The organism is Nocardia suismassiliense (assembly GCF_900269665.1).
Lineage (GTDB): Bacteria > Actinomycetota > Actinomycetes > Mycobacteriales > Mycobacteriaceae > Nocardia > Nocardia suismassiliense.
This window is the reverse complement of record NZ_LT985361.1, coordinates 938,268-961,845: the sequence shown is the minus strand read 5'-3', so window position 1 is coordinate 961,845 and position 23,578 is coordinate 938,268. Positions and strand designations below refer to the sequence as shown.

The 23,578-nt window shown below is 68.5% G+C and carries 22 protein-coding genes; 8 read left to right on the top strand and 14 right to left on the bottom strand.

Annotated elements, in window-relative coordinates:
- Positions 1 to 21: 21 nt before the first annotated feature.
- The 5 genes from DBO33_RS04350 to DBO33_RS04330 all read right to left on the bottom strand — a co-directional run bounded on the left by DBO33_RS04350 (position 22) and on the right by DBO33_RS04330 (position 3,641).
- Positions 22 to 519: a hypothetical protein gene (locus tag DBO33_RS04350; protein ID WP_107653877.1), complete on the bottom strand. Its 498-nt coding sequence runs from the start codon at positions 517 to 519 to the stop codon at positions 22 to 24.
- A complete protein-coding gene (locus tag DBO33_RS04345) occupies positions 516 to 1,463 on the bottom strand; it encodes a DUF4129 domain-containing protein (RefSeq protein WP_199856528.1) in 948 nt (315 codons plus the stop codon). The genes DBO33_RS04350 and DBO33_RS04345 overlap by 4 nt, the downstream gene beginning before the upstream one ends.
- 149 nt (positions 1,464 to 1,612) lie before the next feature.
- Positions 1,613 to 2,482 carry a cell division protein ZapE gene (gene zapE, locus DBO33_RS04340; RefSeq protein WP_234390692.1) on the bottom strand — a complete coding sequence of 290 codons (870 nt, stop codon included), beginning with the start codon at positions 2,480 to 2,482 and terminating at the stop codon, positions 1,613 to 1,615.
- A 134-nt stretch (positions 2,483 to 2,616) separates the two neighbouring features.
- Complete coding sequence (locus DBO33_RS04335; protein WP_107653875.1) at positions 2,617 to 3,063, bottom strand: NUDIX hydrolase; 447 nt, start codon at positions 3,061 to 3,063, stop codon at positions 2,617 to 2,619.
- Entirely contained in the window at positions 3,060 to 3,641 is a 582-nt protein-coding gene (locus DBO33_RS04330) for a TetR/AcrR family transcriptional regulator (RefSeq protein ID WP_107653874.1), read from the bottom strand. Before DBO33_RS04330 ends, DBO33_RS04335 begins: the two co-directional genes overlap by 4 nt.
- Before the next feature lie 93 nt (positions 3,642 to 3,734).
- Between DBO33_RS04330 and DBO33_RS04325 the strand changes: the two genes are divergently transcribed.
- On the top strand, positions 3,735 to 4,856 hold the full coding sequence (locus DBO33_RS04325) for an agmatine deiminase family protein (protein WP_199856527.1): 1,122 nt from the start codon (positions 3,735 to 3,737) through the stop codon (positions 4,854 to 4,856).
- A gap of 9 nt (positions 4,857 to 4,865) precedes the next feature.
- On the opposite strand, the gene DBO33_RS04320 is transcribed toward DBO33_RS04325, so the two are convergent.
- Genes DBO33_RS04320 through DBO33_RS04295 form a run of 6 tightly spaced genes read right to left on the bottom strand, consistent with a single transcriptional unit; the run spans position 4,866 to position 11,812 of the window.
- Positions 4,866 to 6,044 (bottom strand): lipid-transfer protein, encoded by a 1,179-nt coding sequence (locus DBO33_RS04320; protein WP_107653872.1) that lies wholly within the window; start codon positions 6,042 to 6,044, stop codon positions 4,866 to 4,868.
- Positions 6,037 to 6,456: a MaoC family dehydratase gene (locus DBO33_RS04315; RefSeq protein WP_107653871.1), complete on the bottom strand. Its 420-nt coding sequence runs from the start codon at positions 6,454 to 6,456 to the stop codon at positions 6,037 to 6,039. The genes DBO33_RS04320 and DBO33_RS04315 overlap by 8 nt, the downstream gene beginning before the upstream one ends.
- On the bottom strand, positions 6,453 to 7,379 hold the full coding sequence (locus tag DBO33_RS04310) for a bifunctional MaoC family dehydratase N-terminal/OB-fold nucleic acid binding domain-containing protein (RefSeq protein ID WP_107659971.1): 927 nt from the start codon (positions 7,377 to 7,379) through the stop codon (positions 6,453 to 6,455). The genes DBO33_RS04315 and DBO33_RS04310 overlap by 4 nt, the downstream gene beginning before the upstream one ends.
- A 46-nt stretch (positions 7,380 to 7,425) precedes the next feature.
- Positions 7,426 to 8,586, bottom strand: a complete 1,161-nt coding sequence (locus DBO33_RS04305; RefSeq protein ID WP_107653870.1) for an acyl-CoA dehydrogenase family protein — start codon at positions 8,584 to 8,586, stop codon at positions 7,426 to 7,428.
- A complete protein-coding gene (locus DBO33_RS04300) occupies positions 8,571 to 9,635 on the bottom strand; it encodes an acyl-CoA dehydrogenase family protein (RefSeq protein ID WP_107653869.1) in 1,065 nt (354 codons plus the stop codon). The genes DBO33_RS04305 and DBO33_RS04300 overlap by 16 nt, the downstream gene beginning before the upstream one ends.
- Before the next feature lie 23 nt (positions 9,636 to 9,658).
- Complete coding sequence (locus DBO33_RS04295) at positions 9,659 to 11,812, bottom strand: acyl-CoA dehydrogenase (protein ID WP_107653868.1); 2,154 nt, start codon at positions 11,810 to 11,812, stop codon at positions 9,659 to 9,661.
- A gap of 140 nt (positions 11,813 to 11,952) precedes the next feature.
- Between DBO33_RS04295 and kstR the strand changes: the two genes are divergently transcribed.
- The 7 genes from kstR to DBO33_RS04255 all read left to right on the top strand — a co-directional run bounded on the left by kstR (position 11,953) and on the right by DBO33_RS04255 (position 20,644).
- Complete coding sequence (kstR, locus tag DBO33_RS04290) at positions 11,953 to 12,600, top strand: cholesterol catabolism transcriptional regulator KstR (RefSeq protein WP_107653867.1); 648 nt, start codon at positions 11,953 to 11,955, stop codon at positions 12,598 to 12,600.
- A gap of 375 nt (positions 12,601 to 12,975) precedes the next feature.
- A complete protein-coding gene (otsB, locus tag DBO33_RS04280) occupies positions 12,976 to 15,546 on the top strand; it encodes a trehalose-phosphatase (RefSeq protein ID WP_107653865.1) in 2,571 nt (856 codons plus the stop codon).
- Positions 15,547 to 15,721: 175 nt separating this feature from the next.
- Positions 15,722 to 16,606 carry a metal ABC transporter solute-binding protein, Zn/Mn family gene (locus DBO33_RS04275; protein WP_107653864.1) on the top strand — a complete coding sequence of 295 codons (885 nt, stop codon included), beginning with the start codon at positions 15,722 to 15,724 and terminating at the stop codon, positions 16,604 to 16,606.
- Positions 16,607 to 16,635: 29 nt separating this feature from the next.
- Positions 16,636 to 17,550 carry a metal ABC transporter ATP-binding protein gene (locus DBO33_RS04270; RefSeq protein ID WP_407670596.1) on the top strand — a complete coding sequence of 305 codons (915 nt, stop codon included), beginning with the start codon at positions 16,636 to 16,638 and terminating at the stop codon, positions 17,548 to 17,550.
- A 29-nt stretch (positions 17,551 to 17,579) separates the two neighbouring features.
- Positions 17,580 to 18,416, top strand: coding sequence for a metal ABC transporter permease (locus DBO33_RS04265; protein ID WP_107659970.1), 837 nt, complete (start codon positions 17,580 to 17,582; stop codon positions 18,414 to 18,416).
- Positions 18,417 to 18,606: 190 nt separating this feature from the next.
- Positions 18,607 to 19,779 (top strand): acyl-CoA dehydrogenase family protein, encoded by a 1,173-nt coding sequence (locus tag DBO33_RS04260; RefSeq protein WP_107653863.1) that lies wholly within the window; start codon positions 18,607 to 18,609, stop codon positions 19,777 to 19,779.
- Positions 19,780 to 19,834: 55 nt separating this feature from the next.
- On the top strand, positions 19,835 to 20,644 hold the full coding sequence (locus tag DBO33_RS04255; protein ID WP_107653862.1) for an enoyl-CoA hydratase/isomerase family protein: 810 nt from the start codon (positions 19,835 to 19,837) through the stop codon (positions 20,642 to 20,644).
- Between the two features lie 47 nt (positions 20,645 to 20,691).
- Here DBO33_RS04255 and DBO33_RS04250 read toward each other — a convergent pair whose 3' ends face one another.
- The 3 genes from DBO33_RS04250 to cysS all read right to left on the bottom strand — a co-directional run bounded on the left by DBO33_RS04250 (position 20,692) and on the right by cysS (position 23,531).
- The gene (locus tag DBO33_RS04250) at positions 20,692 to 20,970 is read right to left on the bottom strand and encodes a DUF4190 domain-containing protein (RefSeq protein ID WP_107653861.1); all 279 of its coding nucleotides are present in this window, start codon (positions 20,968 to 20,970) and stop codon (positions 20,692 to 20,694) included.
- 150 nt (positions 20,971 to 21,120) lie between these two features.
- Positions 21,121 to 22,101, bottom strand: a complete 981-nt coding sequence (gene rlmB, locus DBO33_RS04245) for a 23S rRNA (guanosine(2251)-2'-O)-methyltransferase RlmB (RefSeq protein ID WP_107653860.1) — start codon at positions 22,099 to 22,101, stop codon at positions 21,121 to 21,123.
- A complete protein-coding gene (cysS, locus tag DBO33_RS04240; RefSeq protein ID WP_107653859.1) occupies positions 22,101 to 23,531 on the bottom strand; it encodes a cysteine--tRNA ligase in 1,431 nt (476 codons plus the stop codon). The genes rlmB and cysS overlap by 1 nt, the downstream gene beginning before the upstream one ends.
- Positions 23,532 to 23,578 lie beyond the last annotated feature (47 nt).

Below are 23,578 nucleotides of genomic sequence, written 5' to 3'. Positions count from 1 at the left end.
CCGCACTTGCCTCAACCCATTTCACATTCTCTGCAGGCGGCTCAGGATTTCGTCCAGCGCCGCCCGTCCCGGTGCCCTAGTGGTCTGATCACGCAATGCCGAGTTGGCCGGGTCCACCCAGCGCCACAGTTCCGGTCCGAACAGATGAATACCGGCGGCCTCGGTCGCCTTGCGGTTCTTCGCGACCCGCTGCCCGCTGGACAGCTCGAACTCCTTGGCCAGCAAGGGGCGCAGGTGCCGGTCCCAGTCGGCGCGGGTGCCCTCGGCACGGTCGGCGAGCATCTGCGCCCTGGCGTGCCAGCGGCGCAGCATCTCGGCGGGGCCGTTCTCGATCTCGTCGATATCCTGGTAGGCCCTCGGCTCGGCGCGGTCGCGCAGCGACCAGACCAGCCAGGCCAGGGCCACCGCCACCGGCACCGCCGCGACGAGCAACAGCACCCCGCGCGCCCGGTCGAGGGTGACGAGCTCGAGCAGCGCGACGAGGGTCGCGGCGCCGAGCACGATGGCCGTTCGGTTCAAGCCGCCGCCTCTCCCTGCAGGTCCGCCAGGACGATCCGCAGCAGCTGCTCGGCCCGCATGCGCTGCCACGCGAGCATCGCGTGCGGGCTGAACCTGGCCTCCTCGAACAGCGCGACCAGCTCCCTGGCGGACGCGTCGTGCAGCGCGCCGCGTTCGAAGGCACGCGCGAGCACCTCCATCGGGGTGTCCGAAATCAGCGGTGCGGCAGCGCGATCGAAGGCGAGCCCGCGTTCCATCGCGACATAGCAGGCGATGATCGCGGTGCGCGGGTCCTGGCCGGGCACGTTCATTGCCGCCAAACCCATTTCGGCCGCCCTGGCGAGTGAGTCCACCGCGGTGGGTGGGACCGGGACCAGCGGGGCCGGCGCCGGCGCCGGCTTGCGGCGGGCGGCCACCGCGACCACGACCAGTCCGGCGATGGCCACCGCGATCAGCGCGAGGGCGGCGACGGCGGTCAACAGCAAGGCGGTGCCGGTCAATTCGGCCGGGGTGGCGCCGGGGTCCGGCGTCGCGGTGCTGAAGTCGTCGACCGGCTGGCCGGTCGCCGGCGCGGATGCCGGTGGCGGGGGCGCGCTTTCGCGTCCGACGCCGACGAAGAACACCGCCGAAGCGGCCGCCAGTACCAGGGCGAGCACCGCGAGCCCAGCCAGTATCAGCAGGCCGACGCGGCCGAGGCGCCACTGCTGGCGGTCGGTGTCGCGGTCGGATTCGGGCATGGCCAGCGGGAGGCGGTGCTGGCTGGCGATCACGCCCGCGATCAGGATGACCATGGACACCATGAGCAGCACCGGCATCAGCGCCACCGAGAGCGCCGACGGCGCCGAGCGGCTGTCCCCACGGGATTCGGTCACGCCGGGCAGGTATCCGCGCAACGCGATCGCGGCAGCGGCGAGCAGCGTGATCAGCACGATCACGCGCAATATCGGCGCTCGCGCCCCAGCCACTGATTACCACCAAATCTGAGTACTGCACAAAACAGCCACATAGTTACATGCCGGATGGTCCGCTCGGGAGGGAATCGAATACTTCGGAATACATCCTCTTTAACAGCGTGCGGTGCCGCTTCGGTGCAGGTCGCCGACTTGTTGCACAACTATCCGATGCGGGACGGTACCAATTGGGATAGTTCACAAAGACGGCTGGCGAGTCGCGCAATATCGGGGACGCCGCGGACGCCGTCGACCAAGTCCGCCAACGGGACCCGGGCGTGCACGGTCAGTTCGCGATCGGCGTCGTAGAGCACATCGACCACGTTGACGAAACGCATCGCCCAGTCCGGTGGCACGTCCCCTAACGGCGGGACGTCGCAGATGATCCAGCGCCGGAAGCGTTGGCACAGTTCGACATAGTCGGCGGCAGCGGTGGAAGTGCCGCAGAGCGCGGCGAATTCGATAGCGAGTGTGGTGTCGTCGGCGGATAAGGCGGTCAGCCGACGGGTGCCGATTTGCACCGATACCGAGTCGGCAGTCAATTTTCCGTTGCTCGGATGGTCGACCGGTAGCGGTGGGGTGTCATGCGGCAGTTCTGCGAAAACAAATGCACCTGCGGCGAAACCCGTACTGCGGGTGATTGTTCGGCCCGCCCGAGTGCGATAGTCCACCCGACCATCCACCGAGACGACCTCCAGGCCGGCGGTGATGCGGGCGATCGTCGGCAGGAACCTATCGTGAAACAGCGGATTCGGCAGTAGCTGCTCGGGTGGATAATTCGACGTCACCACCAGCGTCACCCGGCGCGCGAACAAAACGTCGAGCATTCGCGCGATCAGCATCGCATCACCGATGTCGTGCACATGGAATTCGTCGAAGCAGACCAGCCGAGCATCACCGAGCAACGCCGCGACAGCCGCATCGATCGAACCGGTCGTATGCGCGGCTTCGTGCAACCGGACAAAGAACTGATGAAAGTGAAAGCGCCGCTTACGATCCGACCCCACCCCGGCGAAGAACCGATCCATCACCATCGNCGCAGCTGCTCCGCGTCCAGCCGCAACTCCCCGATCCCCATAACAACCTCCTCGTCCGCCATGCTCGTCGGACGAGGAGTGCGAGGTCCAGCGAAGGTGACGATGCCGACAGCGCCTCCGACGAGCTGACCTCAATCCGTCGCTGCGGACCACCCTCGTTCGCTGTAGGTGGTGCCGGTGAAGTGGGCTCGGATGCCTGCGGCGGAGTACGGGATGATGTTGTCGGGGAGGGCGTCCAGGGGGAACCAGCGGAGTTCGTGGGATTTGTCGGGTTCGCGGTTGGTGGGGGTGCCGGTCCAGTGGTGGGTTTCGAAGAAGAGGCCTAGGCGGGGGTCGCGGCCGGAGCCGATGACGTGGGCGGTGTGGATGTGGCGCAGGTCGGCGGGGTCGATGTGCACGCCGGTTTCTTCGTTCGCCTCACGGGTTGCGGCGGCGGTGGCGGATTCGCCCGCCTCCAGTTTGCCTGCGGGCAGGTGCCAGCGGCCGTCGAATTCGTCGTCGCTGCGGCGCTTGCTGAGCAGCAATTGGTTGTCGTGGATGAGCAGGATGTGCACATCGACCAGGTGCCGGGTGGTCATGCGGCTGCTCCCGTGCCGAGTTCGAGAGCGACTGCGCCGCTGACCAATTCGCGGGCACGGGCGAGTTCGAGGGTGCCGCTGAGCCAGCGCATGCTCACGCCTTCGATCAGCGCGGTGAGTCGTTCGGCGGCATCGGCGGGGGCGAAATCGGCGGGCACGGTGCCCTGTTCCTGGGCACTGCGGATGAGCCGAGCCAGATAGTCGGTCCAGCGGACGGTGGCCTCGCGCAGTTGTTCGCGAAGTTCCGGCTGGAAGATCGCGGATGCGCAGAATTCGCCCCACGCGATGCTGTTCTCGATGACCAGCGGGCTGTCCTGGAGCTCGAGCAGCAGCAGTTGCTCGAGGTGGGCGACCGGATCGACGGCGGGGTCGATGTCGGTTTCGGTGTACCGCTCGGCCCGGGTGCTGATGAAATCCAGGGTCTGCTCGAGCAGGCCCGCGCGGTCCTTGAAGTGGTAATAGATCAGCGAGGTGGACACGCCGGCCGCCTCGGCCAGCTCCTCCACTCGCAGACCACGGACACCGCGCTGGGCGACCACGCGGGCGGCCGACTCCAGGATCGAATCACGACGAGACATGCGGTCAATGGTACCGTGAATTCCTGACTGAAATTTCAGTCAGGATTTGTCAGCAGAAACCATCGACTTCCGGAGCTCGTGATGGAGACCCACATGTCCCGCCGATCTGCCTTCAGCGTTCTCGCCGGCCTGCTCGCCGCGGGGGTCTCGGGTTGCGGTTCAGCCGATCCGTCCACACCCGATGCCCCCGAGCAAGCGGGACCCGGCGGCCGGTTCGGCGCCGAGTGGGAGAGTCATGCGCGCACCTATATGGCGTGGCCTGCGCAGGAGGCGGTCTGGGGGCCGTACCTCGACGACGTCCGCAAGGACATCGCCGGGCTGGCCCAGGCGATCGCCGAGTACGAGCCGGTGGTGCTGCTCGCGCGGGACAGTCAGCGCGACGCGGCGCAGCGGGCGTGCGGCAGCGGAGTCGAGGTGATTCCACTTGCGGTGGACGACCTTTGGGCCCGTGACACCATCCCCGTCTTCGTGCAGCAAAACGGCAAGGTCGTCGGCGTCGACCTGAACTTCAGCGGCTGGGGCAACAAACAACCGCATGAGAATGACGGCCCGCTCGGCCGGAACTTGCTGTCGCGCTATCGGATTCCCCGATACCAGGCCCCCTTCGTCGCCGAGGGCGGCGCCTTGGAAACCGACGGTCAGGGCACCCTGCTGGTCACCGAGAGCTCGATCGTCAACGACAACCGCAATCCCGGCAAGAGCCGCGACCAGCTCGAAACCGAATTGCGGCAGACCCTCGGCATCGAGAAGGTCATCTGGTGCGCAGGCGTGCGCGGCGAGGACATCACCGACGCGCACATCGACTGCCTGGTCCGCTACGTCGCGCCCGGAGTGGTGCTGCTGGACACCGCGTTTCCCGGATCGCCCGCCGACTCGTGGTCGCGATCGAGCGAGCAGGCCAGGCAGGTGCTGGCCGAGGCCACCGACGCGCGCGGTCGCAAGCTGGAGGTGATCGACCTGCCGCAGCCCGACCCCGATCGGATCACCGGCTACGGCGAGGAATTCGTGTCCAGCTACGCGAACTTCTACCTCGCCAACGGCGCGGTATTCCTGCCGGAGTTCGGCGACCGGCAGGCCGATGACCGCGCGCAGGGCATCCTGCGGGACCACCTGCCCGGCCGCGACGTCGTCGCGGTGCCGATCGATGAGATCGCCGCGGGCGGCGGTGGCATCCACTGCTCGACGCACGACCAGCCGGGCACACCGCCGCGTTAGCCCGACGGTTCAGTTGGCGCTGAGCACCAAGCCCGAGGTCGGTACGCCAGTACCCGCGGTGACCACGATGTTCTCCAGGCCATCCACCGGGTTCACCGAGGTGCCGCGGATCTGGCGGACCGCCTCGGCGATGCCGTTCATGCCGTGGATGTACGCCTCGCCGAGCTGCCCGCCGTGGGTGTTCAGCGGGAGCCTGCCACCGACCTCGATGGCGCCGTCGGCGATGAAGTCCTTGGCCTCGCCGCGGCCACAGAAACCGAGCTCCTCCAGCTGCATCAGGACGAACGGGGTGAAGTGGTCGTAGAGGATGGCGGCCTGCATATCGTCCGGCCGCAAACCGCTCTGCGCCCAGAGCTGGTCGCCGACCAGGCCCATCTCCGGCAGGCCGGACATCGCGTCGCGGTAGTAGCTGGTCATCACGTACTGGTCGGCGCCGGAACCCTGTGCGGCGGCGGTAATTACCGCCGGACGCTGCGGTAGGTCACGCGCCCGTTCGGCGCTGGTGACCACGATGGCGACACCGCCGTCGGACTCCTGGCAGCAGTCGAGCAGGTGCAGCGGTTCGGCGATCCACCGCGAATTCTGGTGGTCCTCCAGGGTGATCGGCTTGCCGTAGAAAAAAGCGTCCGGGTTCACCGCGGCGTGCTTGCGGTCGGCCACCGCTACCACGCCGAAATCGGCACTGGTGGCGCCGTATACGTGCATGTAGCGCCTGGCGACCATGGCAACCTGCGCAGCTGGGGTGCCCAGACCCTGCGGGTAGGACCAGCCCGCATCGATCCCCGACGAGGTGGGCGCGGACGCCAAAGCCGTGGAGAACTGGCCGAATCGGGACACCGAACGCTCGTTGAAGGCGCGGTAGGCCACCACCACATCGGCGACGCCGGTGGCCACCGCCATGGCGGCCTGCTGGATGGTGGCGCAGGCCGCCCCGCCGCCGTAACCGATGTGGCTGAAGAACTTCAGCTGCGGAATACCCACGGCCCGGGCCACTGCGGCCTGGGTGTTGGTGTCCATGGTGAAGGTGGTCAGGCCGTCGACGTCGGCCGGGGTCAGACCCGCGTCGGCCAGCGCCGCGGTGACCGCCTCGGCGGCAAGGCGCAGTTCGCTGCGGCCGGAATCTTTGGAGAAATCGGTCGCGCCTATGCCGACGATGGCCGCGCGACCCGAGATACTCGACTCACTCATGCGAACTCCGGTAAGCGATAATGGCTTTCGCCGTGATGTGGTCGCCGAGGCTGTCCTTGCCGACCACGTCGATGTGGATGTCGTCACCGTCGATGGCGGCCACGGTGCCGGTCAACGTCAGGGTGTCCCCGGCGTACAGCGGCACCCCGAGGCGCAGCGCGATCGACTTCACCACCGCGCGCGGCCCGGCCCAGTCGGTGACGAAACGCTGCACCAGCCCGGTGTCGGTGAGGATATTGACGAAGATGTCCTTGGAACCGCGGGCGAGGGCCTTGTCCCTGTCGTGGTGCACATCCTGAAAGTCCCTGGTGGCCAAGGCGGTACTGATCACGAAGGTCGGATCGGCGGTGATCACCAGCTCGGGCAGCACGGTACCGACCTGCACCGAGGTCGGCTCGACAGTCGCCGTCATGCGGTCACCTGCCAGTACGGCAGCGTCGCTTCGTCGTCGAGCTTCTCGAACGCCACCTGGACGGGCAGCCCGACCCGCACCTCGGCGGGTTCGATGCCGCGTAGTTCGCCGAGCATGCGCACCCCTTCCTCCAATTCGACCAGCGCGACGACGAAGGGCAGTTGCCGCCCCGGCACTTTCGGCGCGTGGTGCACGACATAGCTGAATACGGTGCCGCGTCCCGGGGAGACGACGTAGTCGGTCTGCTCCGACTTGTCCTTCCACAGCGCCGGGATCGGCGGATGGCGCAGCGAACCGTCGGGCAGCCGCTGGATGCGCAGCTCGCCCGCTTTGGTGCCCTCCCAGAAGAATTCGGTATCCCAGGAGACCAGCGGCTTGACCCGTTCTCCGGCAGGCGCTTTCGGCGCGGCACCGGTGCCGGGCGCGAATTTCAGCAGCCGGAACAACATTTCGGCGACCAGCTCGTCGCCGACGTGCCAGCTGGTCTGGAAGGTGACGAACCAGCCCTCCCCCAGCGCCGTCCGCTTCGGACCGCGAATCTCGGACAACCTGCTGGTCACCGATACCTGCTCGCCGACATTCAGGTACCGGTGATAGGTCTGCTGACAATCGGTGGCGACGACCGAGGTGTACCCCGCCGCGTCGAGCAGCTCGGTGGCCTTGCCCAGCGGATCGTCGGACGGCCGGAAACCGTTGAGCCCGAACATGGTCCACACCTGGGCCATGGCGGGCGGGGCGACGATGCCCGGATGGCCCGCTGCCTTGGCGGCCGCCTCGTCGACGTAGATGGGATTGGTGTCGCCCAGCGCCTCGACCCAGTTGTTGATCATCGGCTGGTTCACCGGGTCCCGCCCGAAGCGGGGCGCGCAGTCACCGGCCGCCTTGATCTGTTCGGCCTCGGCGACGATCGCCTCCGGACTCATGGTTTCCGGCACGCGCGGCTCCTTCTCGACTAGCAATGTCTAAGGGCTATCGGGGTACTCGCGGCAGCTTCAGCCCTGCCGTGGCGACCAGTTCGCGCATCACCTCGTTGACGCCGCCGCCGAAGGTCACCACCAGGTTCTGTTTGGTCCGCCGGTCCAGCCAGGTGAGCAGTTCCGCGGTGCCGGGTTCGGCGGGATCGCCGTAGCGGCCGACGATCTCCTCCGCCAATCTGCCTGCCTCCTGCAATGATTCGGTGGAGAACACCTTGGTGGCCGACGCGTCGGCGATCACCCCGGCCTGGTCACCGTCCACGGTGGCGGCCACCTGCCAGTTCAACAGCTCGTTCAACCGGACCATGGCGTGGATGCGGCCGAGCGAGCGCCGCACATCGGTCTCGCCGAGCACACCGCGCGGCTGCGCCCAATCGCGCACCCGGTCGTAGAGCTGCTCGATCTTGCCGGACGGACCGAGGCTGACCCGCTCGTGATTGAGCTGGGTGGTGATCAGCCGCCAGCCCGCGTTCTCCTCGCCGACCAGCATGTCCGCGGGCACCCGCACGTCGTCGAAGTAGGTCGCGTTGGTGTGATGCGCACCGTCGCAGGTGATGATCGGCGTCCAGGAGTAGCCGGGATCGGTGGTGTCCACGATCAGGATGGTGATACCCCGATGCCGCGACTCGACCGAACCGGTGCGGCAGGCCAGCCAGACGAAGTCGGCCTCGTGTGCGCCGGTGGTGAAGATCTTCTGCCCGTTGACAACCCAGTCACCGGAGTCGTCCCGCACGGCCGAGGTTCGCAGCGACGCGAGGTCGGTGCCTGCCTCGGGCTCGGAGTAACCGATGGCGAAATGGATGTCGCCGGAAAGGATTCCGGGGAGGAACTTCTTCTTCTGCGCGTCGCTGCCGAACTGTTGCAGCGTCGGGCCGACCGTCAGCAGGGTGACCAGCGGCAGCGGCACATCCGCCCGTACCGCCTCGTTGAAGAAGATCTGCTGTTCGACGGGCCCGAATCCCTGCCCACCGTACTGCTTGGGCCAGCCGACGCCGAGCCAGCCGTCGCGGCCCATCCTTCGCACCACGTCGCGGTAGGCGTCGCCGTGCCGGTTCACCGCCATCGCGGCTTCCTCTTCGGGCGTCACGAGACTTGCGAAGTACGAACGTAATTCGTCGCGCAGCTTACGTTGCTCGGTGGTCAGGTCGATGAACATCTGGCCCCCAATCGATCGAGTCGGAACGATGCGCCGCCGAGCCAGCGAGCGATGTCCTTGGCCTGTGAGTAGTAGCGGTGCATCGGGTGGGTGATGTCCACGCCGAGACCGCCGTGCAGGTGATGACACTTCTGCATGGCGGCGGGGAGGTCGGCGGCCACGCTGTAGGCGAGCACGTCGAGATCGTCGTCGATCCGGGCCTGATGCTGCGGGCTGGAATCGTCCTGCGCCAGCGCCCAATTCGCCGAGACGGCGGCCACGTGCAGGGTGCGCGAGACGACGTACAGGTCGGCGATCTGCTGGGCGACGGCCTGGAATTCGGCCAGCGGCCTGCCGAATTGGCGCCGGGTGCGCAGGTGTTCGGCGGTGAGCACGAGTGCGCCCTTGAGCAGCCCGTCCGCGACGGCGCCGATCGACGCGAGGGCTAGTCGGTGCAGGTCCGCGAGCCCGCCGGGCAGCAGTTGCTCGGCCGGAATCAATACCCGGTCCAGCCGCACGGTGCACTCGGGGATGCCGCCGGAGACCGGCGACGGCACCCGGATCAGCCCCTTGGCGTCCGAATCGATCAGCGCGATACCGGAATTCGTCGGGATCAGCAGCCAGCGGGCCTCCTCCCCGTAGGGCACGGCGACCTTGTGACCGGTGACCCGCACCGAGTCGCCGTCTACGACGGCCGCCGTCTCCGGCTTGACCGCGAACGGGGCGGCCGGCTCGCTGAGCGCCGCGGTGAGCACCGCGCCCTTGGCCACCTCCGGGTACACCCGCTCGGCGAGACTGTCCGGCAGCAGCGACAACAGCGGCAGCAGGCCGAAGCCGAGCGTGGGCAGGGCAGGCACCGCCACCGCGTCCATCGCCAGCTCGGTCAGCAGCACCGAGACCTCGGGCAGACCCATGCCGTCACCGCCGAATCGCTCCGGCAGTGCGACCGAAAGCAGTCCGCTCTCGACCAGGCTCGGCCATAACGCGTAATCACGGGCCGGTTCCCGCTCCAATAAACTCACGACGACCTCGGCCACCGCGTCTTGGCCCTCGTCCCTGGTGAAATCCACAGTTACTCCCAGTCGACTCGTCGCTAGCTGTCTTTGTCGCGGGGTAGTCCGAGAATTCGCTCACCGGCCACGGTCAGCAAGATCTGTTCGGTACCACCGGCGATCGATAAACAGCGTGTGAGCAGGAATTCTTTTACCACTTCCGAGTCCTGCGCACCGGCGGGACCTGCCGTCTCCGCGGCGAATTCCGCGACCGCTTGGCGATGCCGCACGCCGACCAGTTTGCGCACGCTGCTCTGCGCGCCGGGGTCGGCGCCCGCCAGCATCTTGACGGCGGCGCGCTGCTCCAGCAGCAGGCCGCCGATCGCCTCGGCGACGAATGCGCCCAGCCGGTCGTTCACCAGTTCCGCACCCGGCCCGGTGGCGGGCGACTTCGCGATCAGCTCCTCGAGCACCGGCCCGATTCCGTTGCCGCCCATCGCCACTCGCTCGGTCGACAGGGTCGAGCGGGCGATCTTCCAGCCGTTGTTCAGCGCGCCTACCACGTGCTCGTCCGGGACGAAGACGTCATCGAGGAACACCTCGCTGAACCGCGCCTCGCCGGTGATCTGCACCAGCGGACGCACCTGCAGACCAGCGCTGGCCATGTCGACGAGGAAGTAGCTGATGCCGCGATGCTTCGGCGCGTCAGGGTCGGTGCGGGCCAGGCAGATCCCCCAGTTCGCCCGATCACCGAGCGAGGTCCACACCTTCTGCCCGCGCAGCACCCAGCCGCCGTCCACCTTCTTGGCGGTGGTGCGCAACGCGGCCAGATCCGACCCGGCCTCCGGCTCGCTGAACAGCTGACACCAGACCACCTCGCCGCGCAGCGTCGGCCAGGCGAAGCGCTCGATCTGCTCCTGGGTGCCGTGCTGCAACAGCGTGGGGACGGCCCAGCCGCCGATCGCCAAATCAGGCGCGGCGAGTCCGGCCCGCCGCAGTTCTTCCGAGATCAGCAGGCCCGTCATCGGATCCGCGCCGCGACCGTACGGTCGCGGCCAGTGCGGCATCACCAGACCCGCTTCGACCATGGCCTCGCGCTGCTGGTCGGCGGGCAGCGCGGCGATCCGCGCCACCTCCGCCGCCAACTCGCCTGCGCTGTCGCCGTCCACGGCCGCAACGCCTTCGGCCGCGAAGACCCGGTCGGCGCCGGTGGTGCGCCGCTGACCCGCGCGGGTCAGTTCGGTCACCCTGGCCCGCCAGTGCGCCGCCCCACCGAGCAACTGGCGCAACGCCACCGCCCGGCGCAGGTAGAGATGCGCGTCGTGCTCCCAGGTGAAGCCGATGCCGCCGAGCACCTGGATGCAGTCCTTCGCGGTATCGACTGCGGCGTCCAGCGCGGTGGCCGCGGCGATCGCGGCGGCGATGGGCAGCTCCGCGCCGCCCTCGTCCACGGCGGCCGCGGCGTCGGCGGCGACGGCCCGGATCAACTCGGTCCGGCAGAGCATCCAGGCGCAGATGTGCTTGACGGCCTGGAACGAGCCGATCTTGCGGCCGAATTGCTGACGGACCTTTGCGTATTCGACGGCGGTCGTCAGGCACCAGCCGGCCAGGCCGGCCAGTTCGGCGGCCGCCAGGACCACGAGCAGATCCTGCACCGCGTGCGGCGACACGAACACCTGATCGGCCGGTACCCGCACGTCGGCGCAGTGCACCCGGGCCAGCGGCGTGCTCAGGTCGAGCGGCGAAAGCGGTTCTACCCGAAGCCCTTCGGCGTCCGGCGGCAGCAGCACCCAGCGCTGCCCGTCGGGCGTGGAAATCGGCAGCAGCACGGCGGTTTCCGGCGCCGCGCCGAGCACCGAATCCCAGGAACCCGTGAGCAACAACTCATCGGCTGCGGCGGGTACGCTGACCTCCGCGCCGACAACGAAGTCGAGCGCAACCCCGCACGGCAACTGCTCGTCGAGCCGCCCCGCGGTGATCAAATTGGCCAATGCTGTTGCCAGCACGGGCCCGCCGACCAGATCGTGCGCGGCCTGCTCGACCAGCACGGCGAGATCGGCCACCGAACCGCCCGCGCCGCCGGAATCCTCGGCGACGGCGACCCGGAAGATGCCGAGATCGGCCAGGCCCGGCCAGTATGCGCGCCAGAAGGTGCTCGGATCGGTTCGCATTGTTGCAATTGGACGCACCGAACCGGCCCATCCGCGCATCGACTCCTGGACGGCTTTATGCTCGTCAGTGGTGGCGATGGTCACACTCCGTACCGCCTTCCCGGCGTGACTCCCACACCTAGAACATGTTCTAATATCCTAGCTGTGCGGAAGTCAAGAGACGACCGCCGAGCCGATACTCGGGCCAGATCCACGAACGACGTTTCCGGAAAGGACTCTCACCAATGGCCAGTCCCTCCCGATCGCAGCCGGCCGACTCGAACGCGGCGCCGGCTACCGCGACGGTCACGACACTCAGCGAGGACGAGCTGAGTTCGGCCGCGCAGCGGGAACGGCGTAAGCGCATCCTGGACGCGACGCTGGCGCTGGCCTCGAAGGGCGGATACGACGCGGTGCAGATGCGCGCCGTGGCCGAACGCGCCGATGTCGCAGTCGGGACGCTATATCGGTATTTCCCCTCGAAGGTGCACCTTTTGGTGTCGGCGCTGTCCCGCGAGTTCGAGCAGATCGAGGGCAAGCGCAAGCCGCTTGCCGGACAGTCGCCGCAGGAGCGCATGCACCTGCTGCTCACCCAGATCACCCGGATGATGCAGCGCGACCCGTTGCTCACCGAGGCGATGACGCGCGCGTTCATGTTCGCCGACGCGTCCGCGGCCGCCGAGGTCGATCGGGTCGGCAAGGTGATGGATCGGGTCTTCGCCCGCGCCATGAACGACGGCGAACCCACCGAGCGTCAGCTGGCCATCGCCAGGGTGATAAGCGATGTGTGGCTGTCGAACCTGGTCGCCTGGCTGACCCGGCGCGCCTCCGCGACCGACGTGACCGAGCGCCTCGAGCTGACCGTCGACCTACTGCTCGGCGACCGCAGCTAGCACTCGGACAGCCAGCGCATTCCCGGCAAATCGGGGCCGCGCGCCGCATTCGTGCGGAAAATCACATTCACGCCGAGAACCGGGCGGGCGCATCGAAATCGCGCCCGCCCGGTCTGCTCGGCAGGGGTGGGTAGCGCGGGTTTTGCGGGCACCACCGGGGACCCGTAGCGCTTCGGCATGATCGCAGCGCACGCGTCGAACCGACCTGCCACGGCCGCTCGGACCCGAGTTCGGGCGCTCGGCACCCATGCCGGGTCGAAGTCGCGGAAAATCGGATACAGCGCACGCACAGCGGCGGGCGTCGGTGCGGCAAATTAAACCCAGTATTGTTCTGCCCGCCCATGAAAAAACTCCTCCGATCACTAGGTTGGATGCGTGAGCGCACAGGATCTGCCACTGGAACTTCGCCGTGCACTGTCGACGGTCGCGCGAGTGCCAAGACTGTTGGTCGCATCGGACTATGACGGGACGCTTGCGCCCATCGTGTCCGACCCCGCGAAGGCCTTTCCGCACCGGGAATCGGTGAGCGCGTTACGCGCGCTCGCCGGGCTGACCGGCACTACCGCTGCGGTCATTTCCGGCCGCGCGCTGCGAGACCTCGCCGCGTTGTCGAGACTTCCGGTCGAGGTGCAACTGATCGGTAGCCACGGCTCGGAATTCGACGTCGGCTTCGTGCACGCCATCGACAACGACGCCAAACAACTGCTGCAAGAGGTGCAGACTGCGCTGACCCAGGTCGCCGCGGAGAACCCGGGCGTCACCGTCGAGATCAAACCGGCCAGCGTCGCGCTGCACGTGCGCAACGCCAGCCCGGAGATCGGGCACCGGGCCTTGATGCAGGTCCGGCAGGGCCCGGCGTGCTGGTTCGGCGTGCAGGTGACCGAGGGCAAGGCCGTCATCGAGCTGGCCGTGGTGCAGACCGACAAGGGCACCGCGCTCGACACCATCCGGCATCAGGCCGCCGCCTCGGCCGCGGTGTTCTTCGGCGACGACGTGACCGACGAGAAGGCCTTCCGCGTGCTGTCGGGCCCGGACCTCGGCATCAAGGTGGGCGACGGCGAGAGCCAGGCCAAGCACCGGGTCGACAGCACCGAGGACGTGTCCTGCGCGCTGGCGTACCTGCTCGAAGAGCGGCGCACCTGGCTGGCCGGCGCGAGCGCGCCCCGGATCGAGCGGCTGACCATGCTGGCCAGCCCCCGCTCGGTGGCGCTGCTGACCCCCGACGCGACAGTCACCTGGTTCTGTCATCCGGAACCGGATTCGGCCGCGGTGTTCGCGCATCTGCTCGGCGGACCGCAGGCCGGGCACTTCACCATCGAGCCGGAGCGCCCCGGCCTGCCGCTCTCGCAGCGTTACATCGACAGCACCATGACGGTCGAAACCCGTTGGGCCAAGCTGCAAGTGGTGGACTACCTGCCGCACGACGTGGCCGCCACCCGCACCGACCTGACCCGGGTGATCACCGGTGACGCCAAGGCCGTCGTGACCTTCGCACCGCGACCGGAATTCGGTCAGGTGCCGGTGAGCCTCGAAGCCTCCGAGAACGGGCTGCGGGTCAGGGGTACCAACGATCCGATGGTGCTCCGCTCCCCCGGCCTGACCTGGGAGATCGTCAGCGACGGCACGCACGATTCGGCGCGCGCCGTGGTGGACCCGTCGAAGGGTCCGATCGTGCTGGAGATGCGGTGCGGCACTTCCGATCTCAGCCCGGCCAAGACCGACGAGCTGGAGCGCAGGCGGGCGGCGGAGAGCTACTGGTCGCAGTGGGCGGGCACGTTGCAGCTGCCGTCGCTGAAGCCGGATCTGATGAAGCGCTCGGCGCTGACCCTGCGCGGGCTGGTGCACGCGCCGTCCGGTTCCATCCTGGCCGCGGCCACCACGTCGCTGCCGGAAGACATCGGCGGCGTGCGTAACTGGGACTACCGGTACTGCTGGTTGCGCGACGCGTCGCTGACCGCGCAGGCGCTGGTCTCGCTCGGCTCGCTCAGTGAGGCCGAAGACTTCCTCGGCTGGGTGCACCGGGTGCTGGAGACGCTGCCCGGCCCCGAGCGCCTGCACCCGCTGTACACGCTGTACGGCGAGACGCTGCCGCCGGAAGCCGTGATCGACCAGCTGCCCGGTTACGCGGGTTCGCGCCCGGTCCGGGTGGGCAACGCGGCCAACATGCAGGTGCAGCTGGACGTGTTCGGCCCGATCGTCGATCTCATCGCGAGCCTGTCGCACGCGCGGGAGGTGCAGGGCATCACCGATCCGGCCCAGGCCCTGCCGGACGCGGACTGGGAACTGGTGCGCGCCATGGTCTCCGCGGTGCAGCGGCGCTGGCAGGAACCCGACCACGGCATCTGGGAGATCCGCGGCAACCCGCGCCACCACGTGTACTCGAAGGTGATGGGCTGGCTGACCGTCGACCGGGCGCTCACGCTGGCGCAGAAGTTCGCCCGCGAGGTCGACCCGGCCTGGACGGTGCTGCGCGACACCATCGCCGACGAGGTGAAGTCCAAGGGCTGGAACGACGAGGTCCAGTCGTTCACCGCGGCCTACGACGGCACCGACCTGGACGCGGCGACCCTGCACATCGGGTTGAGCGGGCTGATCGATCCGTCCGATCCGCGCTTCGCCGCGACCGTCGTCGCGACCGAGGCCGAATTGCGCAGTGGCTCAACGGTGTACCGGTACCACCACGACGACGGCCTGCCCGGCGGCGAGGGTGGTTTCCACCTCTGCGCGGCCTGGCTGGTCGAGGCGTACCTGCTGATCGGCAAGCGTTCGGACGCCGAGGCGCTGTTCGCCCAGCTGGTCGATGTGGCCGGGCCGACCGGACTGCTCAGCGAGGAGTACGACCCGGTTGCCGAGCGCTCGCTCGGCAACCACCCGCAGGCCTACAGCCACCTCGGCCTGCTGCGCTGCGCCCAGCTGCTCGGCCAGCCGGTGGAGGCGCTCGTCTGAGCTTCTTCCACCCGTTTTCCCGGACCGGGCCCGCCGACGATCGACGTGTCGGCGGGTCCGGCTCGTGTCGTCGGCATGCGGTTGCTAAAGTGAAACAGAAACCATTTCCATTAAGCTGCGTCGTGTCACCGCTCGAGTGCGTCACCAGCTGTTGAGCGTCACAGGAGTACCCCACATGCAGACAAGCCTCGCCAGACGGTTCGCCGTCGTCGCGGTAGGGGTAACCGCCGCTCTTGCGCTCACCGCCTGCGGCAGCGACGCGAAGGATTCGGGTAAGCCGACCGTCGTCGCCTCCACCAATGCCTGGGGCAATATCGCCGCCACCATCGCCGGACCGGACGCCACCGTCGAGTCGATCATCACCGACCCCGCCGCCGACCCGCACTCGCACGAGACCTCCGCCGTCGAGTCCGCCAAGCTGCGCGACGCCGATCTGGTCGTCTACAACGGCGGTGGCTACGACGAGTTCGCCGAGAAGGCCGTGGCCGGTCGTGACAAGCGCACCGTCGACGCGTTCGAGTCCCGGCCGAACAAGGCCGATGAGAACGAGCACGTCTTCTACGACCTGAACACGGTCGCCGCGGTCGCCGACCAGATCGCCACCAGCCTCGGCGAGCTGGCCCCCGGTGCCGCAAGCGCCTTCACCGAGCGCGCGGCCACCTTCAAGAGCGGTCTGGCCGGAATCACCGCGATCGCTACCAAGTTCGCCGCCGAGCACCCGCAGACGCCGGTGCTGCAGACCGAACCGCTCGCGCACTACCTGCTGCTCGCCGCCGGCGTGACGGATCGCACGCCGCACGAGTTCCAGGAGGCGATCGAGCAGGAGACCGACCCCGCCCCCGCCGCGGTCGCCGCGACCCGGGAGCTGTTGACCGGCAAGCAGGTTCGCGCGCTGGTCTACAACGTGCAGACGCAGGACAAGATCACCAAGGAGCTGCGCTCGGTCGCGCAGTCGAACGGCCTGCCGATCGTCGAGGTGACCGAAACCCTGCCCGCAGGCACCGATTACCTGCAGTGGCAGACCAAGAACGCTCAGGCATTGACCGCGGCATTGAGTTGAGCGGTAACGGACCGACCAAGGGGGCCGCGCTGACCGAATACACGCAACGGCAAGCACTGTCGAACGGCGCCTCGGCGGTCCGGCTCGACGGGGCCCGGTTGTCCTTCGGCGACCGCACACTCTGGCAGGACCTGGCGCTCGACGTGGCGCCCGGTGAATTCGTCGCGGTCCTCGGGCCCAACGGATCCGGCAAGACCTCGCTGCTGAAGGTGCTGCTCGGCCAGCTAGGGCTCAGCGCGGGCACCGCCGAGATCGCGGGCGCACCGGCCCGCACCGGCAACCCGGACATCGGCTATGTGCCGCAACAGAAGACGATCGACGCCGGGGTGCAGCTGCGCGGCGTCGACCTCGTCGGCCTCGGCTACGACGGCCACCGCTGGGGGCTCGGGCTCCGGGCGCGGGCCGATCGCAAGCGCAAGGTCGCGGCCGCCATCGCCGACGTCGGCGCACAGCGGTTCGCGCACGCGCCGCTGGAGACCATGTCCGGCGGTGAGCAGCAGCGGCTCCGGGTGGCGCAGGCGCTGGTCGGCGATCCGAAGGTGCTGCTCTGCGACGAACCGCTGCTCAGCCTGGATCTGGCCAACCAGCGACTGGTGGCGGATCTGATCGACCAGCGCAGGCGAACCCACGACACCGCAGTGCTTTTCGTGACGCACGAGATCAATCCGATTCTGCCGCTGGTGGATCGGGTGCTGTATCTGGTGGACGGCAAGTTCCGGATCGGCACACCGGACGAGGTGATGACCTCGGCCGTGCTGTCGGAGCTGTACCAGACCGAGGTCGATGTGCTGCGCGTGCGCGGCCGGCTGGTGGTCGTCGGGACCGGCGACACGATGGACGCGCTCGGCACCGCAGGGGCACACTGCCACGGTGCCGCGGGCGACGGCTTCCGCTCACCGGAAGTCATCGGCCCCGAACGGGATTCGCGTGAGGTCCGCTCGTGATCGACAAGCTGTCCGGCGTGCTCGGCAAGATGTTCGACTTCAGCACCACCGCGAACCTGCTCTCCTACGACTTCGTGCAGCAGGCGGTGCTCGCCGCCGCGCTGCTCGGGCTGCTGTCCGGGGTGATCGGGCCGCTGATCATCAGCAGGCAGATGTCGTTCGCCGTGCACGGCACCAGCGAGCTGTCACTCACCGGTGCGGCCGCGGCGCTGCTCGCCGGCATCGGGGTCGGCGTCGGCGCCATCGCCGGGTCGGTGGTCGCGGCGGTGTTGTTCGGCCTGCTGGGAACACGTGCCCGCGAACGTGATTCGGTGATCGCGGTGGTGCTGTCATTCGGGCTCGGTCTGTCCGTGCTCTTCCTGTGGCTCGGGCCGGACCGGGCGGGATCGAAGTTCTCGCTGCTGACCGGGCAGGTCGTCAGCGTGGGCAACGGCGGCATCACCCTGCTCGCCGCCTGCACCGTCGGCGTGCTGGCCGTGCTCGCGATCGTCTACCGGCCGTTGCTGTTCGCCAGCTCGGACCCGGAAGTGGCGGTGGCGCGCGGTGTTCCGGTACGCGCGCTCTCGATCGTGTTCGCGGTGCTGCTCGGCATCACGGCCGCCTTCGGCGTGCAGATAGTCGGCGCACTGCTCGTGCTCGCCCTGTTGATCACGCCCGCCGCGGCGGCCGCGCAGCTGACGGCGGATCCGGTGCGGGCCACCATACTTGCCGTGGTCTTCGCCGAAATCGCCGCGGTAGGCGGCATTCTGCTGTCGCTCGCGCCCGGCGTACCGGTGTCGACGTTCGTCACCACAATCTCGTTCCTGCTGTACCTCGTCTGCCGGGTGGTGGGTACCCGGCGTCGTCAGGCCGCCCGCGCCCGCTGAGCGCGGCAGCTCGCGCAGACAGGTCGAAACATGGCCGTAGATCTCTACGCGTCTTTGGCGGGTGGTGCATAACGTTCGGGTAATGGGCCGGGTGAGCGACTGTCGTTCCATTGAGGGCGGGTGCCTTCAGTCGCTCGACCAGGGTTTCGTATGCTCGACGCACGCACCCCCGAACGATTGGTGACCAACGATGATCGACTTCTCGATACCCGCCGAGCTCGCCGCCGAACGCGATCGAGTGCGCCGGTTCGTCATCGACAAGATCGTGCCGTTCGAGCGGGATCCCCGGCTCACCGCGCACGGGCCGACCGATGAGCTGCGGCAGGAACTGGTGGAGCTGGCGCGCGAGGAGAAACTGCTCACCGTGCAGGCGCCGGAAGCGCTCGGCGGGCGCGGGCTCTCGCACCTGGAGCAGGCGGTGCTCTACGAGGCGGCGGGCTGGTCCACCCTCGGGCCGATCGCGATGAACTGCGCGGCGCCCGACGAGGGCAATATGTTCCTGCTGTCGAAGGTGGCGAACCCGGAACAGGTCGAGCGCCACCTCGCGCCGATGATCGCCGGTCAGCACCGCTCGGTGTTCGCCATGACCGAACCCGACGGCGCGGGCTCGGACCCGGCGCAGCTGGCCACCACCGCCACCTTCGACGGCGAGAACTTCACCGTCAACGGCCGCAAGTGGCTGATCACCGGAGCCAACGGCGCCAAGACGTGGATCATCATGGCGCGCCTCGCGGAGAACCCGCACCTGCCCGCTGGGCCGACGCTGTTCCTCACCGACGGCGACCAGCCGGGCATCGTCATCGAACGCACCATGAATACGATGGACCGCAATTACGTTGCCGGACATGGCGTTGTCCGCTTCGACAACCTCACCCTGCCGCAGTCGGCGCTGCTCGGCGACGCCGGTCAGGCGTTGCGCTACGCCCAGCTGCGACTGGCCCCGGCCCGGCTCACCCACTGCATGCGCTGGCTCGGCGCGGCCGAGCGGGCGCAGAGCATCGCGGTCGAGCACGCGCGCACCCGCACCGCGTTCGGCAAGCCGATCGGCGAGCACGAGGGCGTGTCGTTCATGTTGGCGGACAACGAGATCGCACTGCACCAGTGCAGGCTCACCATCTGGCACGCCTGCTGGCTGATGGATCAGGGCGAGAAGGCGCGGCACGAGAGCTCGATCGCGAAGTCCTACGTCTCCGAGGAGCTGTTCAAGGTGGCCGACCGGTGCGTGCAGGTGCTCGGCGGCATCGGCATCAGCGACGAGACGGTGGTCGAGATGATCTTCCGCGACATCCGCGCCTTCCGCCTGTACGACGGGCCGACCGAGGTGCACAAGTACGCCATCGGCCGCAAAGTACTGCGTGGCTGAGTGAGGTTTTTCGGGGCCGGGTCGGTGCGGGCCAGGCTCGACTAACATCGCTGGCATGAGTTCGGAACTGCACGTCGATGTCTCCGCGGGCATCGCCGTGCTCACGCTCAATCGGCCCGCTCAGCAGAACGCCTTCACCCCGGCGATGGCCGCCGAACTGGGTGCCGCGCTGCGCCGCTGCGATACCGAAGACGCCATTCGCGCCGTCGTCATCACCGGCACACCGCCCGCGTTCTGCGCGGGCGCGGATCTATCGAGCCGGGTCGGCGATGTCAGCGCCACCATCGAGCCCGCGCCGTGGCGGGTGCGCAAGCCGGTGATCGCCGCGGTGAACGGGCACGCGGTGGGCATCGGGCTCGCCCTCGCATTGCAGTGCGACCTGCGGTACATGGCGCGCGACGCGGTCTACGGCCTCAATCAGATTCGGCGCGGCGTGCTCGCCGACGGTTACTCGCACTGGACGCTGCCCCGGCTGGTCGGCATGGCCAACGCCGCCGACATCATGCTCACCGGCCGCACCTTCGACGGGGACGAGGCCAAGGCGATGGGCCTGGCCAACGGCTGCCTGGCCGGCGGCGAGGTGCTGCCGATGGCACTGGCCGTCGCGCACGACATCGCCAACGGCTCCGCGCCGCTGCCGGTGGCGATGTCCAAGCGCCTGCTGTGGGAGGGGCTCGGCATGAGCCCGACCATGGTCGGGCAGCTGGAGTCCGACCTGAACGAGCACGTCGGCAAGAGCATCGACGGCGGCGAGGCGATGGCGGCGTTCAAGGAACGCAGGCAACCCCAGTGGACCGGCAGCGTCAGCGAGGAATGGCCGGCCTGGGACGACAAGGGTGACCAGGAACGGCCGAGCCTCGATTAGAGACTGGCCCGGCCGGATGCATCCGAAGGCTGGATCACCGCCTGGGCCTAGGCGTTGCCGCCGAGCAGGATCATCAGATAGAGCAACGCGAAGATGATCATGAAGATGGTGCCGATGATGCCGAGGATGTACCCGACCACCACCTGAACGCGGCCACCGTAGGCGCCGTTGGACTCCTCGATCTGATCCAGCGCGCGCTTGCCCATCGCCCATGCCACCGGCCCGAGCACGCCACAGCAGAGCACACTCGCGACGCCGAGCCACAGCACCGCCGTCGCGTTCGGGTGCTCGACCGGACTCCCGATGGGCTGATTGGGTATGACCACACGCCGAATTCTACGGGGGTGTAGTCCATTTGCCGCCCAATGCCGTGGCCCGACTTCGCGTCGACCGGCCGGCGTCCATGACGCGACCGATCGGCCCGACTGCGGATTTCGAGCGGAGCGGGACCGGGCCTCGCCCGTTTCCGCGGCGAATCAGACCCGGCGCTGCCGGGCAATCTCGGCGAGGACGACGCCCGCGGCGACCGAGGCGTTGAGGGACTCGACCGGGCCCGCCATCGGGATGCCGAGGATCGAGTCGCAGTTCTCGCGCACCAGGCGGGACAGGCCCTTGCCCTCCGAGCCGACCACGATGACGGTGGGCTCGCGACCGTCGAAGTCGTCGAGGGTGGTGTCGCCGCCGGCGTCGAGGCCGACGATCTGAATGCCCTGCGAGGCCCAATCCTTCAGCGTGCGAGTCAAATTCGTGGCCCGCGCGACGGGCAGCCTTGCGGCGGCACCGGCGCTGGTACGCCAGGCGACCGCGCTGACACTGGCGCTGCGGCGCTGCGGGATCAGCACGCCCTGCCCACCGAAGGCGGCCACCGAGCGGATCACGGCGCCGAGGTTGCGCGGATCGGTGATGTTGTCCAGCGCCACCAGCAGGGCGGGCTCCGGCGAATTGCGCACCTCGGCGAGCAGGTCGTCCGGGTGGGCGTAGCGGTACGGCGGCACCTGCAGGGCCACGCCCTGGTGCAAACCGTTGGCGCTCAACCGATCCAGGTCACCGCGCGGCACCTCGAGAATGGAGATGCCCGCGTCAGCGGCCATCTTCACGCTCTCGGAGAGCCGTTCATCGTTCTCGGCACCCAGAGCCACGTACAGGGCCGAGGCGGGCACGCCCGCACGCAGGCACTCGACCACCGGATTGCGACCGAGCACCATCTCCGGGCTGTCGTCGTCCTTGCGGCCGGCCGCGCGACCCGCGCTGCCCCGAGGACCACCGCTGGCCTTGGCCGCGGCCTTGGCGGCAGCAGCGGCCCGCTTCGCGGCGGGGTGCTTGGGGCGCGCCTCGGCAGGCGGGGTCGCGCCGCGGCCTTCGAGCCCGCGCCTGCGCTTACCGCCGGAGCCGACGACGGCACCCTTCTTGGTGCCGCCCTTGCGGATCGCACCACGACGCTGCGAATTGCCTGCCATTACCCGGCCTTTCCAGATTGTGACGCGTCCGGCCCCGTGTGCGGCGCAGCGCCAAGGGCCCATTCCGGCCCATTTTGCGTGTCGGTGACCTCGATTCCGGCTGCCTGCAATCGATCGCGGGCGGCGTCGGCGCTCGCCCAATCCTTGTCTGCTCGCGCCTGTTGACGGCGGTCGAGCTCGGCGCGCACCAGCACGTCGAGCGCGCCCAGTGCCGCCGACGAGTCGCGTGGGGTGAACCAGTGCGGATCCAGCGGGTCGACACCGAGGATACCGAGCATGGCGCGGACCTGTCCGGCCAGGTCCCGTGCGCTGTCGATCGCGCCCGCTTCGAGCGCCTTGTTGCCCTCGTGCACGACGTGATGGATCTCGGCCAGCGCCTTGGGCACGGCGAGGTCGTCGTCGATGGCCGCGGCGAACGCGTCGGTCCACTTGCCGACCGGCACCTCGCCCGCGCGATCCACGGTGCGATGCACGAACGCCTCGATGCGCTGATAGGACTGGGCGGCATCGTGCAGCGCCTTGTCCGAGTACTCCAGCTTCGAGCGGTAGTGCGCGCTACCGAGGTAGAACCGAAGTTCCACGGCGCGAACGTGTTTGAGCACGTTGGGCACCGAGAGCACGTTGCCGAGCGACTTGGACATCTTCTCGCCGCCCATGGTCACCCAGCCGTTGTGCAGCCAGTAGCGGGCGAAACCGTCACCGGCGCACTTGGATTGGGCGATTTCGTTCTCGTGGTGCGGGAACACCAGATCCATACCGCCGCAATGGATGTCGAATTCGGGACCGAGATAGAACTCGGCCATCGCGGAGCATTCCAGGTGCCAGCCCGGCCGGCCGGGCCCCCACGGCGACGGCCAGGTGGGTTCGCCCGGCTTGGCGGCCTTCCACAGGGTGAAGTCGCGCGGGTCGCGTTTGCCTTCGCCCGCGCTCTCGCCCTGGGCCACGTCCTCGAGCCGATGCCCGGACAGGCTGCCGTACTCGGGGTAGCTCAGCACGTCGAAGTAGACGTTGCCCTCGGACGGGTACGCATGCCCGCGGTCGATCAACCGCTGCATCATCTCGATCATCTGGGTGATGTGGCCGGTGGCCCGCGGTTGCGCCGACGGCGGCAGCACGCCGAGGGTCTCGTAGGCGTTGTCGAAGGCGCGCTCGAAGGTGGCCGCCCACTCCCACCACGGCCTGCCTGCCTCGGCGGCCTTGATCAGGATCTTGTCTTCGATGTCGGTGACATTGCGGATGAACCACACGTCGTAGTCGTGCGCGAGCAGCCAGCGGCGCAGCACGTCGAAGGCGACACCGCTGCGCACATGACCGATGTGCGGGGCGCCCTGCACGGTGGCGCCACACAGGTACACCGACGCGCGGCCGGGGACCAAGGGCGCGAAGTCGCGCATGGTCCGCGTGTCGGTGTCAAAAAGGCGCAATGTCACGGCGTTCGATCCTAGCTGGTAGATAGGCCTGTATCCGGACCCGGTTC